Source organism: Saccharomonospora glauca K62 (assembly GCF_000243395.2).
Lineage (GTDB): Bacteria > Actinomycetota > Actinomycetes > Mycobacteriales > Pseudonocardiaceae > Saccharomonospora > Saccharomonospora glauca.
The window spans coordinates 3,106,404-3,120,800 of sequence record NZ_CM001484.1 but is presented as its reverse complement, the minus strand read 5'-3'; the positions used below and the strand labels follow the sequence as shown (position 1 = coordinate 3,120,800).

General features: G+C 65.3%; 13 protein-coding genes. 3 read left to right on the top strand and 10 right to left on the bottom strand.

Features of this window, described 5'->3' with window-relative positions; genetic code table 11:
* Window positions 1–448: 448 nt before the first annotated feature.
* From SACGLDRAFT_RS14630 to SACGLDRAFT_RS14620, 3 genes are all read right to left on the bottom strand, one after another.
* Complete coding sequence (locus SACGLDRAFT_RS14630) at window positions 449–934, bottom strand: hypothetical protein (RefSeq protein ID WP_005465576.1); 486 nt, start codon at window positions 932–934, stop codon at window positions 449–451.
* Window positions 931–4,725: an RHS repeat-associated core domain-containing protein gene (locus SACGLDRAFT_RS14625; protein WP_051036215.1), complete on the bottom strand. Its 3,795-nt coding sequence runs from the start codon at window positions 4,723–4,725 to the stop codon at window positions 931–933. Before SACGLDRAFT_RS14625 ends, SACGLDRAFT_RS14630 begins: the two co-directional genes overlap by 4 nt.
* Window positions 4,726–4,837: 112 nt before the next feature.
* Window positions 4,838–5,539 carry a WXG100 family type VII secretion target gene (locus tag SACGLDRAFT_RS14620; protein WP_005465574.1) on the bottom strand — a complete coding sequence of 234 codons (702 nt, stop codon included), beginning with the start codon at window positions 5,537–5,539 and terminating at the stop codon, window positions 4,838–4,840.
* Window positions 5,540–6,139: 600 nt separating this feature from the next.
* Here SACGLDRAFT_RS14620 and SACGLDRAFT_RS14615 point away from each other — a divergent pair.
* Together SACGLDRAFT_RS14615 and SACGLDRAFT_RS14610 are read left to right on the top strand one after the other, a co-directional pair.
* Entirely contained in the window at window positions 6,140–6,439 is a 300-nt protein-coding gene (locus SACGLDRAFT_RS14615) for a YrhK family protein (RefSeq protein ID WP_005465573.1), read from the top strand.
* A 238-nt stretch (window positions 6,440–6,677) separates the two neighbouring features.
* Window positions 6,678–7,868 (top strand): glycoside hydrolase family 64 protein, encoded by a 1,191-nt coding sequence (locus tag SACGLDRAFT_RS14610; protein ID WP_005465572.1) that lies wholly within the window; start codon window positions 6,678–6,680, stop codon window positions 7,866–7,868.
* A gap of 79 nt (window positions 7,869–7,947) precedes the next feature.
* On the opposite strand, the gene SACGLDRAFT_RS14605 is transcribed toward SACGLDRAFT_RS14610, so the two are convergent.
* On the bottom strand, window positions 7,948–9,171 hold the full coding sequence (locus tag SACGLDRAFT_RS14605; RefSeq protein ID WP_005465570.1) for an MFS transporter: 1,224 nt from the start codon (window positions 9,169–9,171) through the stop codon (window positions 7,948–7,950).
* A 56-nt stretch (window positions 9,172–9,227) separates the two neighbouring features.
* Here SACGLDRAFT_RS14605 and SACGLDRAFT_RS14600 point away from each other — a divergent pair, with 56 nt between their 5' ends.
* A complete protein-coding gene (locus SACGLDRAFT_RS14600; RefSeq protein WP_005465569.1) occupies window positions 9,228–9,572 on the top strand; it encodes an ArsR/SmtB family transcription factor in 345 nt (114 codons plus the stop codon).
* Window positions 9,573–9,902: 330 nt separating this feature from the next.
* On the opposite strand, the gene SACGLDRAFT_RS14595 is transcribed toward SACGLDRAFT_RS14600, so the two are convergent.
* The 6 genes from SACGLDRAFT_RS14595 to SACGLDRAFT_RS14570 form a co-directional block, all read right to left on the bottom strand.
* Window positions 9,903–10,496 (bottom strand): hypothetical protein, encoded by a 594-nt coding sequence (locus tag SACGLDRAFT_RS14595; protein ID WP_040919115.1) that lies wholly within the window; start codon window positions 10,494–10,496, stop codon window positions 9,903–9,905.
* A gap of 814 nt (window positions 10,497–11,310) precedes the next feature.
* Window positions 11,311–12,119, bottom strand: a protein-coding gene (locus tag SACGLDRAFT_RS21995) for an IS5 family transposase (RefSeq protein WP_005463988.1) whose coding sequence is annotated in 2 segments (ribosomal slippage) — window positions 11,311–11,777 and window positions 11,777–12,119 — 810 coding nt in all. Because the reading frame shifts where the segments join, the coding sequence is not laid out codon by codon here.
* A complete protein-coding gene (locus SACGLDRAFT_RS14580) occupies window positions 12,112–12,357 on the bottom strand; it encodes a hypothetical protein (RefSeq protein WP_005465566.1) in 246 nt (81 codons plus the stop codon). The genes SACGLDRAFT_RS21995 and SACGLDRAFT_RS14580 overlap by 8 nt, the downstream gene beginning before the upstream one ends.
* Before the next feature lie 30 nt (window positions 12,358–12,387).
* Window positions 12,388–12,576: a hypothetical protein gene (locus SACGLDRAFT_RS22335; RefSeq protein ID WP_157608823.1), complete on the bottom strand. Its 189-nt coding sequence runs from the start codon at window positions 12,574–12,576 to the stop codon at window positions 12,388–12,390.
* Window positions 12,577–13,060: 484 nt separating this feature from the next.
* Window positions 13,061–13,408, bottom strand: coding sequence for a DUF1707 SHOCT-like domain-containing protein (locus SACGLDRAFT_RS21990; RefSeq protein ID WP_157608820.1), 348 nt, complete (start codon window positions 13,406–13,408; stop codon window positions 13,061–13,063).
* 329 nt (window positions 13,409–13,737) lie between these two features.
* The gene (locus SACGLDRAFT_RS14570; protein ID WP_005438210.1) at window positions 13,738–14,145 is read right to left on the bottom strand and encodes a signal peptidase II; all 408 of its coding nucleotides are present in this window, start codon (window positions 14,143–14,145) and stop codon (window positions 13,738–13,740) included.
* Between the last annotated feature and the right edge of the window lie 252 nt (window positions 14,146–14,397).

Below are 14,397 nucleotides of genomic sequence, written 5' to 3'. Positions count from 1 at the left end.
CAGGGGAGGCGGGGGAGGGGGCACACGGTCTCGCGCCTTTTCGGATATCCGTATCCTCGGAGACTGGTTCACTTCCGACTACCACTTCGTTCGAAGCGGTGCCATCCGTTTTGTGATTCTCGGGTGGAGTTCTGTGACTTCGTTTGCGGTTCGGGTTTGTTCTTTCGCTCGGTCGAGAAGCTGTTCTTTGCGGATTTCGTTTTCATCGGACGGCGTTGTTGAAGTGAATGGTAGTTGGCGTAGCAGTCTCTGCTATGACCGGAAGATAAAGTGCGAGACGCTGTCACGGATACACGGGTAACGAACGAGTGGGGACTTCATGCCAAGGGTGAGGTCCCTGGGCGAGTGGCGTCCGCGGTGGCGACCGGAAGTCGTGGATCACCCTTCCGGTACATGCGGGGCCGCCACTCGCATACGGTCTCCATGGCCTACCGGGCCTTGGAGACCGTCAGCCGGTGATCAGTTCCTTCTGCATGGTGATGGCCGCGCGACATTGCGGGTTGTTAAGTTCTTCCTCCAGCGTTCCTTCTTCCAGGCCTGCGCGGTCGACGACAGCCGCATAGCAATAGTTCAGCACGGTGTACAGGTGTTCGGCTTCCATGCCGTCTTCCGGGAGGCCGAAGCAGTTGGCGACGGCGAGGACGAGGGGCGCGATCCCCGGCTCCGCTCCTTCGGCCACGATGGATGTCAGTTCTTCCTCGGCGCCGTCGGGCAGCGCCAACCCCGCGTGATTTCCGTTCACCGCGGAACGAGCGATATCGAAGCATTGCTGCAGGAGCTGGCCGGCCGGACTGTCGGGAATAGGCGGGTCGAACGAGGCCATCGTGTTTTCGATCGCTTGCACGGCGGCCGCGTAGCGTTGCGTGGGCGTCAGTTGGCCGAGCTGGGGCCGCACCGAGGCCATTTCCCTATCCCAAAGCAGCATGTCGGTCATTCTATCAGCGTGATGTTCGGGTACCCGGCTATCCTGCCCCGACAGTCCTGCCGTTTGGGGCCGCAGGCGGGACGCGAGGGAGCGATACGTCCCGAAGTTCCGTTGTTCAGTGTCAAATCGCCTTTGTCGTAGGCGTTGAGCATGATCTGTTCCGCATCGGTCTGATTCGGCCCGGTGTACTTCTTGCCGGATATTCGTTCGTACCCGAGTTTTGCCGCTACTTCTCGCATGGCCGGGGAGGTCAGGTTTTGATTGACGGTGTAGACGTAGCGTCCGTCGAATTCGCCGGTGGCCACGGTCATTCCGTTGTAAGCTATTCTCGCGCCGATCTCAGACTTTCCGACTTTGACGGCTTCATGGATCGCCTTGGCATCGGCGAGCATTTCCGCATCGGATTTCTTTAAACCGAGCGGGTCCCACCACGCCAACGGGTTCTCGACGTAGGCGTGCTGGTTGGGTCCCGCGTCCAAGCCGAGCGGGTCCGGGCTCGTGTAGTGCCCGGTGTTCGCGTCGTAGTATCTGGTGTAGTTGTAGTGCCAGCCGGTCTCGGCGTCGTAGTACTGGCCGGGGAACCGGAGTGGACAATCGACGAGCGCGTGGTCGTCCCGGACTTCCTGCCCCCACAACGCGGTCGTGGGGGCGGCGGCGATCTGTCCATCCCGGTCGATCAGCTCCGTGGGAGTCCCGATCAGGTCGGTGACGATGGCGTAGAAAGCGGTGTCGACCGCTTCCTGATCGTCCGCGCGGGACTGATCGGTCTGGGCGACGGGACGGAACGTCTCGGGGGCGTAATCCCAGGTGCGGGTCGAATCCGAACCGTCCGGATTCCGTGTGGACTGCTCGGCAAGGACGGTGCCGTCCCAGAAGAAGAGTGTCTCCTCGACCGGGTTTCCGTCCTCATCCAGGCGTTGCTTGGCGATCCGGCGCCCGAGTGGGTCGTAACAGTAGTGCCATCGCGTGCCGTCGGGGGTGGTGACGTCGGTGAGCCGGTCGTCGGCGTCCCAGACGTAGCGCCAGGTCTTCTCCTTGCCGGACAGGGTGCGACGGGTCCGGCGAATCACACGGCCTTGACCGTCGTGCTCGTACACCGTTCGTCCGGCGCGCCGCACGAGCGTTCCGGTGAATTCGCGTCGGCCGTCGTTCTCGTCGTTCGCGAGCGAGCCGGTGACGTGCCACGACGTGGGGTTTCCGGCGGAGTCGTAGGCGTATTGCTCACGCCAACTCGCGGCATGTACGGCGGCGACGCGACCGACCTGGTCGAGGCTGTAGGTGCGTTCGCCCCGGAGTTGGTCGTCGATGCGTAAGGGGGTGCCGTCCGGGCGGTATTGGTAGGCGCGGTGCTGGATGACACGACGTCCGTCGGCCGTGGCCATAGGCGATCGGGAACGTGCGGTGGTCGTGATCGTCTGGCTGGCGAGTCGCCCGGCCAGGTCCCACGACTGGGTCAGCACCGCGGCGTCGCCCATGGCGCGTGTGATCTCTCGGCCCGAGGAGTCGTAGGTGAAGCGCAGCGAACCGGCATGGTTGGAGAAGGAGACCGGTTGTCCCACGCTGTTGTAGTCCCAGCGCGAGGTCGTCCCGCTCGGTGTGGTGCGCGCGATGCGCCGTCCGACGGCGTCGAATTCGCTGACGACCGCGTGCCCGTTGACGCTGTCGCTGATCGTGCGTCCGACCGGGTCCCGTACCAGATCGACGCGGGCTTCCGGGCCCACGGCGTGCACGAGTCGTCCCGCCCGGTCGTAGGTCAAGGTGGTGATCCGGTCGCCCACCCACCGCTTGACGACTCGACCGAACGCGTCCCGCTGGTACCGCACGCGTTGGCCCGCGCCGTTGACGCGTTCGACGAGGTTGCCGTTGGCGTCGGGGGAGTAGGAGACACGGCGGCCGTTGAAGTCGGTTTCGGCGATCAACCGGTCCGCGGCGTCGTATTCGTAACGCCATTCGAGGCCTTGTGGGTTGGTGACCGAGACCAGCCGTAGTTCGCTGTCGTAGGTGAATTCGTAGCGCCCGCCGTCACGCCCGGTGCGTGAGGTGGGGAGATGGAAGTGCGTGTAGGTGAAGGTGGTCCAGTGTCCGGACGTGGACTGGTACGCGATGGCGTTGCCCGACGCGTCGTAGCTCCAACGCTCACGGGAACCGTCCGGCTCCTCCCGCCAAGCGGGGAGGCCTTCGATGGTCCATCCGTATCGTGTCGTGCGGCCCGTGGCATCGACCGCCTCGGTGATGCGGCCGAACACGTCTCGTTGGTATCGCAGGAACCCGCCCGCGGGATCGTCTATGCGTTCGACCAGTCCGAGTGCGTCGGACTGTACTCGCGTGGTGTTCCCCAGCGCATCGGTGAACCCGGCGAGCAAACCACGTCGGTCGTAGGTGTACGTCGTTGTCGCGCCGGTGGGGTCTGTGGTGGCGGTGATGTTGCCACGCTCGTCGTAGGTGTAACGCCACTCGGCACCGTCGGGGCCGACGACGCGGACCGGCTGATGGTGGTCGTTGTAGTCGGTGGTCGCGGTGGTCCCGTCGGCCAGGATGACGCGTACGACGTTGCCGTGATCGTCGTATTCGTACCGGGTGGTGTTGCCCAACGCGTCCGTTCTGGCGTGCACCCTGCCGAACCGGTCGCGCTCCATGGTCGTGGTGTGCCCGAGCGGATCGACGATCTTGACCACGTGCTGGTGGGCGTCGTAGTGGTATTCGGTGGAATGGCCCAGGCTGTTGGTGACCGTGGTGATTCGACGCCGGTTGTCGTAGTGCAGGCTGGTGGAGAGGAACCCGTTGGGGCCCGTTCCTCGGATGGCGCGTCCGGCGTCGTCGTACTCATAGCGATACCGTCCGCCCGAGCGGTCGATCCATGCGGTGATCCGGGAGGCGTCGTCGTACTCGTAGCGATGGGGGACTCCCGAGGAGTCCACGATCTCGCTCAGTCGGCCGCCGGGGTCGTAGCCGTACCGCAGGATGGTGATCCCCGGGCTGTCGGGCTCACGAGTGAGCAGTCGCAGCCCCGCGATTCGCGTGCCGGACTCGGTTTGGACGGTGTCAACCGCGACTCGGTAACCCCCGGCGTGACGGACTTCCACCGGGGCGCCGGACTCGTCGTACAGGTAAGTGATGCGGTGGCCGTTCCGGTTGGTCATCGCCGAGATCGGCCTGACACGGCGAGATTCCTCGGTGGCGGCGAAGTGGCGGGTCAAACCCGCGTGGGGGTCTTCGATCCGAACCGTGCCGTCGGCGTCCCAGAGCAAGGGCCATCGCGCCCCGTGAGCCGGATACACACGTTGTCCGGGCTCGGTGGGCTTCGGGTAGCGAAGAACTTGCGCGTCGTCCCCGAAATACCGGATTGCGTCGTCGGACACCTCGATGCGTTGATCCAGTGTCGACGACCAACCGGGGCCGAAGAACTGGCCACCGTCGTAACCGGAGGCGTAAGCACGTCGCAGGATCAACGGCAATTGGCCGGGGAGTGTGAGGTCCTCGGCGGAATCGAGTACCTGTCCGGAGACGACGTCGATGGGGTCGGTGTCGCCTTTTTCGGTCTTCTCGTTCCCTTCGGACTTCTGGCCGGGGCCGTCCTGGTTCGCGGGATGCTGACCGCTGCTGTCGCCGGGTTTCCGTGGAGACGAGTTCTCGGGTTGGTCGAGTTCCGCCGGAGTGGTTTTCGACGGTGTTGTTGTCGTGTTGGAGGGGGTGGTGGTGTTGGTGTTGGGTTTGTTGTTGCCGGGGCGGCCGCCTTGGGCGGCTTGGTAGGTGGCGTCTTGGGCTTTGGAGACGCTGGAGCTGGCGTCGATGTTGCCCATGCGTTGGGAGGGTCTGTGTCTTTGTCCTCCGTTGTCGCCGTGGGTGGTGGTGTCTCCGTGTGGTTTGGTGGTGCCCCCGGTGTTTCCTTTCGGCTTGGCCACGAGCTCCCCCTCAGCCGTTTAAAAGCTTGCTCAGGTTGGTCAGGCTGTCGATCAGACTGGTGACGAAGGAGAAGATGCGGCCGGCCCACTTGGCCACCGCGGAGGCGATCTGGGCCGCGACCACCGGGATCGTCACCACGAAGATCGCCTCGGCCGCCCACACGACCACCCGCGCCACCAGGTCGGCGATTAGATCGCGCACGATGTCGCGGGTCATCTGCACCAGACCACCCGCGCCTTCGGTGGCCGAGGCCATCGCGGCCGAGATCGCCGACAGCCCTCCGATGGCGTCGACGTTGTTGGACATCATCGTCTGGTAGGCCTCGGCCGCCCCGCCCTGCCAGTCGGGCAGGTCGCTTTCCAGGCTGGAGGAGAGGTCCTCGGCCATGGCCGCCAGTTCCGTGGCCATGTTGTTCCACGTCGCGGCGTGGGAAGCCACCACGTCGGGCATGCCGGTCAGCTCGTCGAGGACCTTCCGCAGCGGCTCGAAGTACTCCATGGCCCAGCCCAGCCCGTTGGACAACAACGCGCTGAACGGATCCAGGACGGTGGAGGTGACCTCCAGCCCCAACCCCACCCCGGCCAGTGCCCCGGAGACCCAGTCCCCGCTTTGGATCGAGGTGACCAGGCCCTCGACGCTGTCGGCCAAGCTGGCGCCGGTCCACGCCTTACGAGTCGACTCCACCGGCGCGACCAACGAATCGTTACTCATGGTCCAGCCCTTTTCCCCCGGGGAAGGAACGGTTCTCGTAGCCGTCCTCGTTGTCGGTTTCCGCGGAACCGGTTTTTTGGACGGGCTCACTGGGCGGATGGTTCCACGGACTTCGGGATGATCTGTTCGGATCGGTCGACCGGCATCTTGTGATAGGTCTTTGGCTTCTTGAGTCGCTCCTCGGTGCTATCCGGAACGAGAAAGCTGCGGTCCGCCACCCCCCCCATGTCCCATCACGGCTTTACGTCTCGTGCTCGGAGGGTAGCGAGCTGTGTGGGCCCCGGAAGGGAAAACAACCAATCGAACAACTCGAATGGACGCATGGCGCTGGATACGCGAGCTGCTTTGTCGTCGTGCTCGTCGTGGCGCCGCTATCTCCCGTTCCGGAAATATGAAACCTGAATTTCGAAAGCGGAGATCGGGGAGGTTCACGGCCGGGCAGGGCTTGTGCGGCTCGGCGTACGAAAGCGGTGGCACCCGGCTGGGGCTCCACCCTTCCGGGTGACGATACCGATGTGATCACCGGAAGGGGCGCACTCCCGGCGGGTCGTTCACCCGCGCAGCGCTGCGACAGCGGGGGACCGCTGGCACCGTGGGAACATGCCGAACATCCGGGAATCCGACGATGGGAGTGGCACGCTGACGGTGACGTTCGGACACGAGGAACTGATCCTGCGTCGGCGTTACGAGATCGCCAGTATCTGTAACGACCTGCTCATCGCGCTGTGGTTCGTGGTGGGCAGTGTGCTGTTCTTCTGGGACTCCACCACTCTCATCGGCACGTGGCTCTTCCTGCTCGGAAGCATCCAGCTCGCCATCCGGCCCTGTATTCGGCTGTCCCGGCGGGTCCATCTGCGTCGTGTCGGCGGTGCCGGCGCCGAGACCTCACGCGACTTCTGAGGCCCCCGTCGTGGCGATGCCCGCGTTCCCGTAAGACATCGAGCGGGACCGGGCTCGGCCGACAGCACAACCGAGAAGGCGAACAGGCCCGCTCGAAGGTGGGTCCCCCGCCCGGCGGGAGTGGTGACCGTGCGTTCCGTGTGGAACGACTTTCGGCGGTACCGTCACCCCGAAGGGGCCGGGACACTGCGGGCTTGTCACATTCGTCGGCACGACACGCGGCATGTGGAGGAATCCCATGGTCACACGTCGGCAATTTCTCGGAATCTCGGCCGCGGCACTCAGCTCGCCACTGTGGGCCGGAGCGCTGACCGCCCCGTTCGCGACGGCCGCGCCGGACAATCTGCGGTTTCGGCTGGTCAACAACTCCGGAAGAACCGCCTACGCCTACATCACCGGTCAGGCGGACGCGGACGGACGGGCGATGTTCGTCCGCCCCGACGGCAGCGTGTACTACCCGACGGCCAGCGGCTCCGTGCCCCAGCCGCTCGGGGAGGACCCCGCCGTCCCGGTAGACGGGTCGACCGAGATCGTGGTGCCCCGCATGTACGGCGCGCGGGTCTACTTCGTGACCGACGACAAGCTCGAATTCTTCACCGTGCGGGGAGCCGACGGCGTAACCGCGGTCGTGCATCCGAACTTCGTCTCCGACGCCGACCCCAACTTCGGGAAGAACTGGACCTTCGCCGAGTTCACGCTCAACGCCGAGCAGCTGTACGCCAACATCAGCTACGTCGACTTCGTCGCCGCCCCGGTGGGTCTGCACCTTGCGCACGCGGGCGGGACCCAGGAGGTCCCCGGCCTGCCCGACGGCGCGATCGACCGCATCGCCTCGGCGTTGCGGGAGCAGGGCGATGCGTGGCCGGCCTGCGTCCAGGAGGCGAACGGGACCGTGCTCCGCGTGCTCAACCCGAACCACCGGGCGGAGGAGTTCACCGGATACCTGGACGACTACGTCGACCAGGTCTGGCGGAAGTACGCGAACGAACCGTTGATCATCGACTCGCAGCGCGACGACATCGGTCTTGTCGAAGGCCGTGTGGAGGGCGACGACCTGGTGTTCGGCGCGGAACGTTTCGGCAGGCCGACCACGGCCGACATCTGGGGATGCAACAGCGGCCCGTTCGCCAACAACCCGGACACCGACAGCGAGGAACGGAAGGCGATCGTGCCCCGCCTCGCCGCGGCCTTCAACCGGACGACGCTGCTGATCAACCCCCACCAGCCACACGGCGAGGACCCGGCGACCTTCTACCAGCATCCGGTCACCAACCACTACGCCCGCGTCGTGCACGAGAACCTGCCCGACGGCAAGGGTTACGCGTTCGCCTACGACGACGTCAGCGCGAACCCGGACGAGGACCACAGCGGCAAGGTCAACCACGGCGATCCCGAGCTGTTGACGGTCACCCTCGGCAAGATCCGCTGAGCCGGCGCCGGAGCGTCGAGAGGAGGGCACGGTGCTCGGGGAGCTGATGTGAACCCCCGTCGGCTCCCCGAGCATCCGGTCAGACCGTCGGCTGCTGTGTGGCAACGGGATTGGTCACGGTCGCCGCGGCGACGGGGCGCGTGCCCAGCACGGCGCTCACCACGGCGACGGCGAGGAACACGGTGCCGACCACCGGGATCGTCGCCGGGCCGTGCTGGTCGAGCAGATAGCCACCGACCGCGGCACCGACGGCGCTCCCGCCGTACAGGCCACTGATACCCAGCGACATCGCCAACATCGCCCGCTGCGGCGAGGCGGCCATGATGCCGGCCTGCATGACGGGGCTCAACGCCCACGCGAAGATCGACCACACCCCGACGAGGACGAAGATCGCGAGCGTGACGCTCCCCGTGGTGTTGCCGAGGTAGAGCGCCAGGCCACCGAGCGCGAGGCAGTGTCCGCCGAGGACGAACGTGGCGGCTCGTCGCGGTCCCGTCTTGTCGGTGAGGATGCCTCCGAAGAGGACCGCCAGCACCCCGACGAGCCCCACGATCAGCAGGGCCGCGGTGACGTTGGCCGCCGAGGCGTTGAGCCGGGCCGTGAAGATGCCGCCGAGGTAGTTGTAGAACATCAGCCCGCCGCAACCCGACAGGAACATGGCGCCGACGAGGAACAACACGCGGCTGTCGCGGATCGGGGACAACCGGGCGGCGAGGCCGGTGGTCGTGCCTCCCGGAACGGCCGGGGTCAGGAAGTGGCACAGTACCAGGACCACCGCGCTGACCAGGGCGATCAGCCCGAACGTGGCGCGCCACGAGAGGGCGTGGCCGAAAAACGAGCCGAACGGCACACCGGTGAACAACGCGACGGTGAGCCCCGCCGTCACCACCGCGAGGTAGCGGCCGTTGCGGCCCTCGGGCGCGGCTGTGCCCGCGATCGCCATGCAGGTCGGCGACACGACGGCCGCCGCGAGGCCCGCGACGACGCGCAGTCCCAGCGTGAGCGCGAACGCGTCACTGATCGCCACCACCAGGTTGGCCAGCGTGAAGACGAGCAGCCCCGCGGTCAACAGCTTCTTGCGGTCGAGTCGGTCGGTGAGGAACGCGAGCACGGGCGCGCCGAGGGCGAACGCGAGGGCGAACGCGGTGACGAGCTGTCCCGCGGACCCGAGCGACACGCCGAGATCGGCCGCGACCTCGGGCAGGATCCCCGAGATCACGAACTCGTCGGTGCCGAGGGCGAGCATGCCCACGAACAAGGCCAGTAACCAGACGGGATATCTCGCGGAGGTGGGAGCCGACACGCGTTCTCCTATGTTCGTCGAACATCGAATAATGCGTCGTAATGTAGTCTTCGGGCATGGCTTCTGCAACGCACCCCGACTTGGCGGACGTGGATTTGCCGACCGTGCTCCACGCTCTGGCCGATCCGGTTCGGTTGGGACTGGTGCGGCTGCTCAGCGACGGCGAGGAACGGGGGTGGGGGCAACTCGACGTGCCGGTGGCCAAGTCGACGTTGAGCTACCACCTCAAGGTGCTGCGTTCTTCGGGAATCACGCGGACCCGTGAGGAAGGCACGCGGTGCTTTGTCCGGCTTCGCAGTGACGAGTTGGAGAAGCGTTTCCCCGGGCTGCTCGACAGCGTCATCCACCTCTCGGCCTCCGACCGCGGCGTGATCCCGGCAGGCCTGAAGGACGAGTCGTGACGCCTCGGGACGTGTATTCGGCCGTTCGTCGGTGACGGCCTTCGAGGGCGGCCTCGGGCCGCTCGGTTACCGCCGTGATCCGGTCTCCGGCCTCGCCGGGGCAGGCCATACCCACCACGTCACTCCGGCTCCGATGCCCAACGCGGCGACGGCATAACCCACCGCCCACCACGGCCAAAACCGCCGCTCCGCAACGGCTTTGCGACGCCACGGCCCCGTCATCCCAGCGCTATGTCGCCTCCGACAATCATTCGGAACCCGAAACTCGGATCAAGACGAGCACCGGGTAGGGGCTGGTTGCCTTGCGCGTCTTTGATTCGACGAACGTGCTCAGTCCATCCAGTGGAACCACGCGTCGAACACCGTGTAGGGAGGGGCCGCCAGGTTCGTCTCGACGCTGATGGTCGGGTCGACGGGCGTGTGCAGAACTGTGGAATCCAGCACCGTGATGCCATGCCGGTCGAGAACGCCGGTCACCTCTCGGCAGGCCTTCTCCCAGCCCGGAACGGGGTTGTCCCGGACCAGCTCCAGCGTTGGTAGGTAGCGGGACGAGGAGCCGTTCGCGGACCTGGAGATCCCGACGTCACCGAACAGCGCCGCGACGGGCGCCAACCGGCAGAGCGCAAGCGCGAAGCCCCGGATCTCGGTTCGTTCGCCCTCCATCACACGCCCGGAGCCGTCGCGCCAACTCAGGAAGACGTCGACGTAGGACGCGTAGCCGGAGCCGTACATGCCGAACTCGGCGTGCTCGACGACAACCGAGGAACACCTGCCGAGGTCCGCCACGACCCACCGCAGGAACTTCTCCACGTCGTCCCCGCCCCCGGCCCACGCGCCCCGACGAACCACGACGTCGTCAGCGGCCGCGCGCCGCACGGCCTCGGGGTCCCGGACAAGCGCCACCACGTCGTCGCTGTTGAGCACTGCTGCATCGTATGGCGGGATGGACGTGACCACTCCTTTTTCAAAAGGGAAGACGTGAATTAAAGGCGTTTGGAGAATCATCGCAGGTGGCACTGGTGCTCTGTACCGCCGGGAGCGAGTTCAAAGGTGTGCTCGGTGTCATGCCGACGTGGGGCAGAGCTCGTGAGGAAACACTGACCGAGGCTGAGCATGCTTCTGTGCTTGGTAAACGCCACCTACGGTCTCTGTCACGTTTGCGTGTTCACGTGTTTTTTAGGGCATCCACCTAGGATTTTGAATAGATTGGCCATTTCATGGTTGTGCTGCACCAGTTTTGCGACGAAGCTACCGTCGGACAAGGGTCCATCGCACGAGAGCATCGGCAGATGCGTTGAGTCTAGCAGCCGAGGTTTCCCAGTCCACAGGGGCCACGGACAATCGGTGACAGTGGTTGACGGCCGAACCGCGAACGGCCCCCATCGCGTTGCGTCTGATGAGGCGTTTCGTGTAGCCACGAAGAGCGCTCCGGTGCGACTCGAATGCGCACCGGACGGATTTTGAGTCGGTTCTGGAATGTGCCGTAGGTGGCGACTTGGACATTAATGGGGTTTCGTGGGACAGCTGTGGCTTCATGGTGCATGACTCGCCGAACTCATAAATAACCTCATGGAAGAGGAAGGTGCGAAGCTAGAGATCTGCACGGGTACCAAGTCAGTAGTTTGTTGGACATGCCGAACTATTTCTTGATTCGCAGGAGTTCGCCTCGTTCCGGGCTCGCGGAGGGCAAGCTCCTGTATCAATCGACCAAGAGTGCATTCGCTTCTTAGAGCATGTCTCATTTCGCGAGTTTCTTGAAGCAGGTGAGGGCTGCGGCGAGAGTGAGGAAGGCGCAGAAGTGGTTGGCGTAGCGCTCGTAGCGTATGGTCAATCGTCGGTATCCGAACAGCCACGCGATACATCGTTCGATGACCCAGCGGTGCTTGCCGAGTTTCTGGCTGGATTCGATGCCTTTGCGGGCGATGCGCACGGTGATTCCTTGCTTGCGTACCCAGTCTCGGAGTTCGGCCTGGTCGTAGGCTTTGTCGGCGTGGAGCTTGTCCGGCTTGCGCCGGCGGGGCCCCCGCCGGGATTTCACGGCGGGGATGGCCAGAATCAGCGGTTTGAGGGCGTGCGCGTCGTTGGTGTTCGCGGCCGAGATCGCGACCGCCAGCGGCAGTCCCGCCCGGTCGGACAGTGCATGGATCTTCGAGCCGGGTTTCCCGCGGTCCACAGGACTGGGACCGGTCAGAGATCCCCCCTTTTGGCCCTGACGGAGGCTCCGTCCAGGACCGCGCGGGACCAGTCGATCATTCCCTGGCTGCCGAGTTCATCGAGTACCGCGCGATGCAACCTGCGCCATAATCCGGCTTTCGTCCACTCGGTGAAGCGACGATGCGCGGTCGGGACCTTCACTCCGAAGCTGGGTGGCAGGTGTCGCCAAGCGCACCCGCTTGTCAGCACGAACACGATCGCGGTGAACACAGCACGATCATCCACGCGCGACCGTCCGCCTCCCTGCGGACGAACCTGATGCGCAGGGACCAGCGGTTCGACCAGTGCCCACAGCTCATCAGGCACCAACCGCCGCGACAACTCATCAACCACGAACCAAGATCATGCCCGCAACCCAACCAAGATCCAAACGAGACACGCTCTTAGCAAGCTCCTCACACGCCGCCAGAGCCTCCACGCCGATGCCGACGTCCGTGACCAGCGCGAGCGCCTCGCCCCGATGCGTCGCGGAACTTCCGCTAGTGATCTCTCGTACCCGCTGAGCTGCGTGTTCGTCAGGTGCCCACAGCCAGGTCATGCGCGGGCTGGTGGAGACCTGTAACTCGGTCATGTCACCACCGTCGGCAACTGCCCGCCCAGCTCAGCGATAGCGTCGATGACCGTCCCACCCTGCTCCAGGTCTCCATCGACGGTCCAGCCGTAGTACGTATCGGTCGGCCATCGGGTGCACATCGGCCAGGATCGCGTCGACCAGGACGGTGAGATCTTCGTCGTTGTCCTCGGTGCCGCTGCTGCTGCCTTGCAGGCTCCACTCCGCGTGCCAGGACACGTAACTATCCTCGGGATCGTCGTCGCATACTGTCCGGAACAGCTCAATCTCCACTCCGCGTTTCGGAAGCCGCGGTCCGCTTTGGCTGCACGGCGTTCACGAGCGCGGCGAAATTGACGGGATTCAGTCACCCCAGGGGTATCGGCAACACGGTCCGCCTACTGGAGAACGCGAAGGGCAGCGCGAGGCGCGTTCCTCAAGCCTGCGGGGCTCGTCGAAGGAGATCGTCCATGCTTCGCCGAGCAGCGACTGCAGCTGCGCGTGCGCCTCGTGCACTATCCGCGTACGGGGCCGTGTTGTCTCGCTCATAGCCATGGCAAGTTAAGTGATGAGGGGCGAACCCAGCCATTGAGTGATGCTGCTGGGCGTTCCGGTAGCGCACACAGACAACAACGTCAGCGCTGGTCACCTGCGCACGACCGGAAGTAGCCCCATGGTCTCTGACCGTACCTGTGAAAGCGCAAGAGTTGATTTTTGGCTTCCGCTACCGGAAAGCCTGATAGGGGAGGTCGGCCAGTACGGCACGCAGTTCACCGATGGTGCGTGCCTGAGTGGCTTCATTGCTGCGCTGCTCGAATTCGTCCAGTGTCAGCCGCCCGGCAGCGACATGCGTCTGCAGCGTTTCGATGACCTGTTGCCGATCGACATCCGCGGCACGTTGACTGTCGGGGACCGATGTCTCGCGAATCGGCTCGGCTGGGCGCGGTGGCGGGGTGAGACGATGCTGTGCAGTGGGTGCAAGCAGCCTCCGAGCAGCCCACATGCCACCAGCGACAAGGACCACTAGCGCCACCAGGCCAATGATCGCCCAGACGAGTGTCCCGGCCATCATACCGCCCATCATGCAACCCATCGCGGCGACTGCCTTCCACCTGCATGCCGTTACCTGGGGCAACACGCCCTGAGCCCGAGGCTTCCTCGGTCAGCGTGCCTGCTAACCAGTATCCGCCTGCTCTTTGCCGGCTGCCGCTGGTGAAGCGCCAGCCGAGGAGACGGACGCAAGGGCGTGTTAGCAGCAGGCCAGGGTCATACCACATCCAGGACCTTCCATGATGGCGCCCGGCCGTCCACAGGGCGGCCGGGCGTGGGTTCAGCAGCATTTGTAGCCGCAGGCCTCGGGCGGGCCGCCCGGGTCGTCGCAGCAGTAGGTCAGCATCAGGATCATCTCCTTTTCGGTGTGGATGCTGGTGTGGTGTGCAGCGCGGCGAGGATGAGTAGCGCGGCGCCGCCGATGATGAGCGCGTCGGCGAGGTTGAAGGTGGGCCACCAGCCGGTGTGTAGGTAGTCGGTGACCACGCCGTCGATGCCGCGGTCGGCGAGGTTGGCCACGGCTCCGGCCAGCATGGTGGCCAGGCCGAGACGCGTGGCGAGGTTGGCGGTGGGGGCGGTCCGCCAGGCGAAGACCGCCAGCCCGGCGGTGATCAGTGCGGTGGCAGTGAGCACGATCCAGCTGGGCAGGGTGGCGCCGAGGCTGAAGGCGACGCCGGGGTTGTAGGCCAGGCGCAGCTGGAGCAGTCCGAGGTCGATGGAGTGGCCGTCGGCCAGCGCGTGGGTGGTCCAGGTTTTCACCGCGAGGTCACCGGGGTTTCGGTGCGGGTCACGCCGAGGCCCCCACCGGCGCGGGCCGTGCCGCCACAGGCGTGCCGCCGGGCAGTGTGGGTACGGCCTCGGGGAACAACGGAACAGCCATTAGCGCTAAGCGGAGCATCTACAGGCAAGATGATCTCCGGTGCTTGCCCGCCGGTCTGACTCGAAAAACAAGGGGCCTGTCGTGCCTTGTAAGCGATACGTCGACCGGTCGGGCGGGTGCCACCGGCGCGG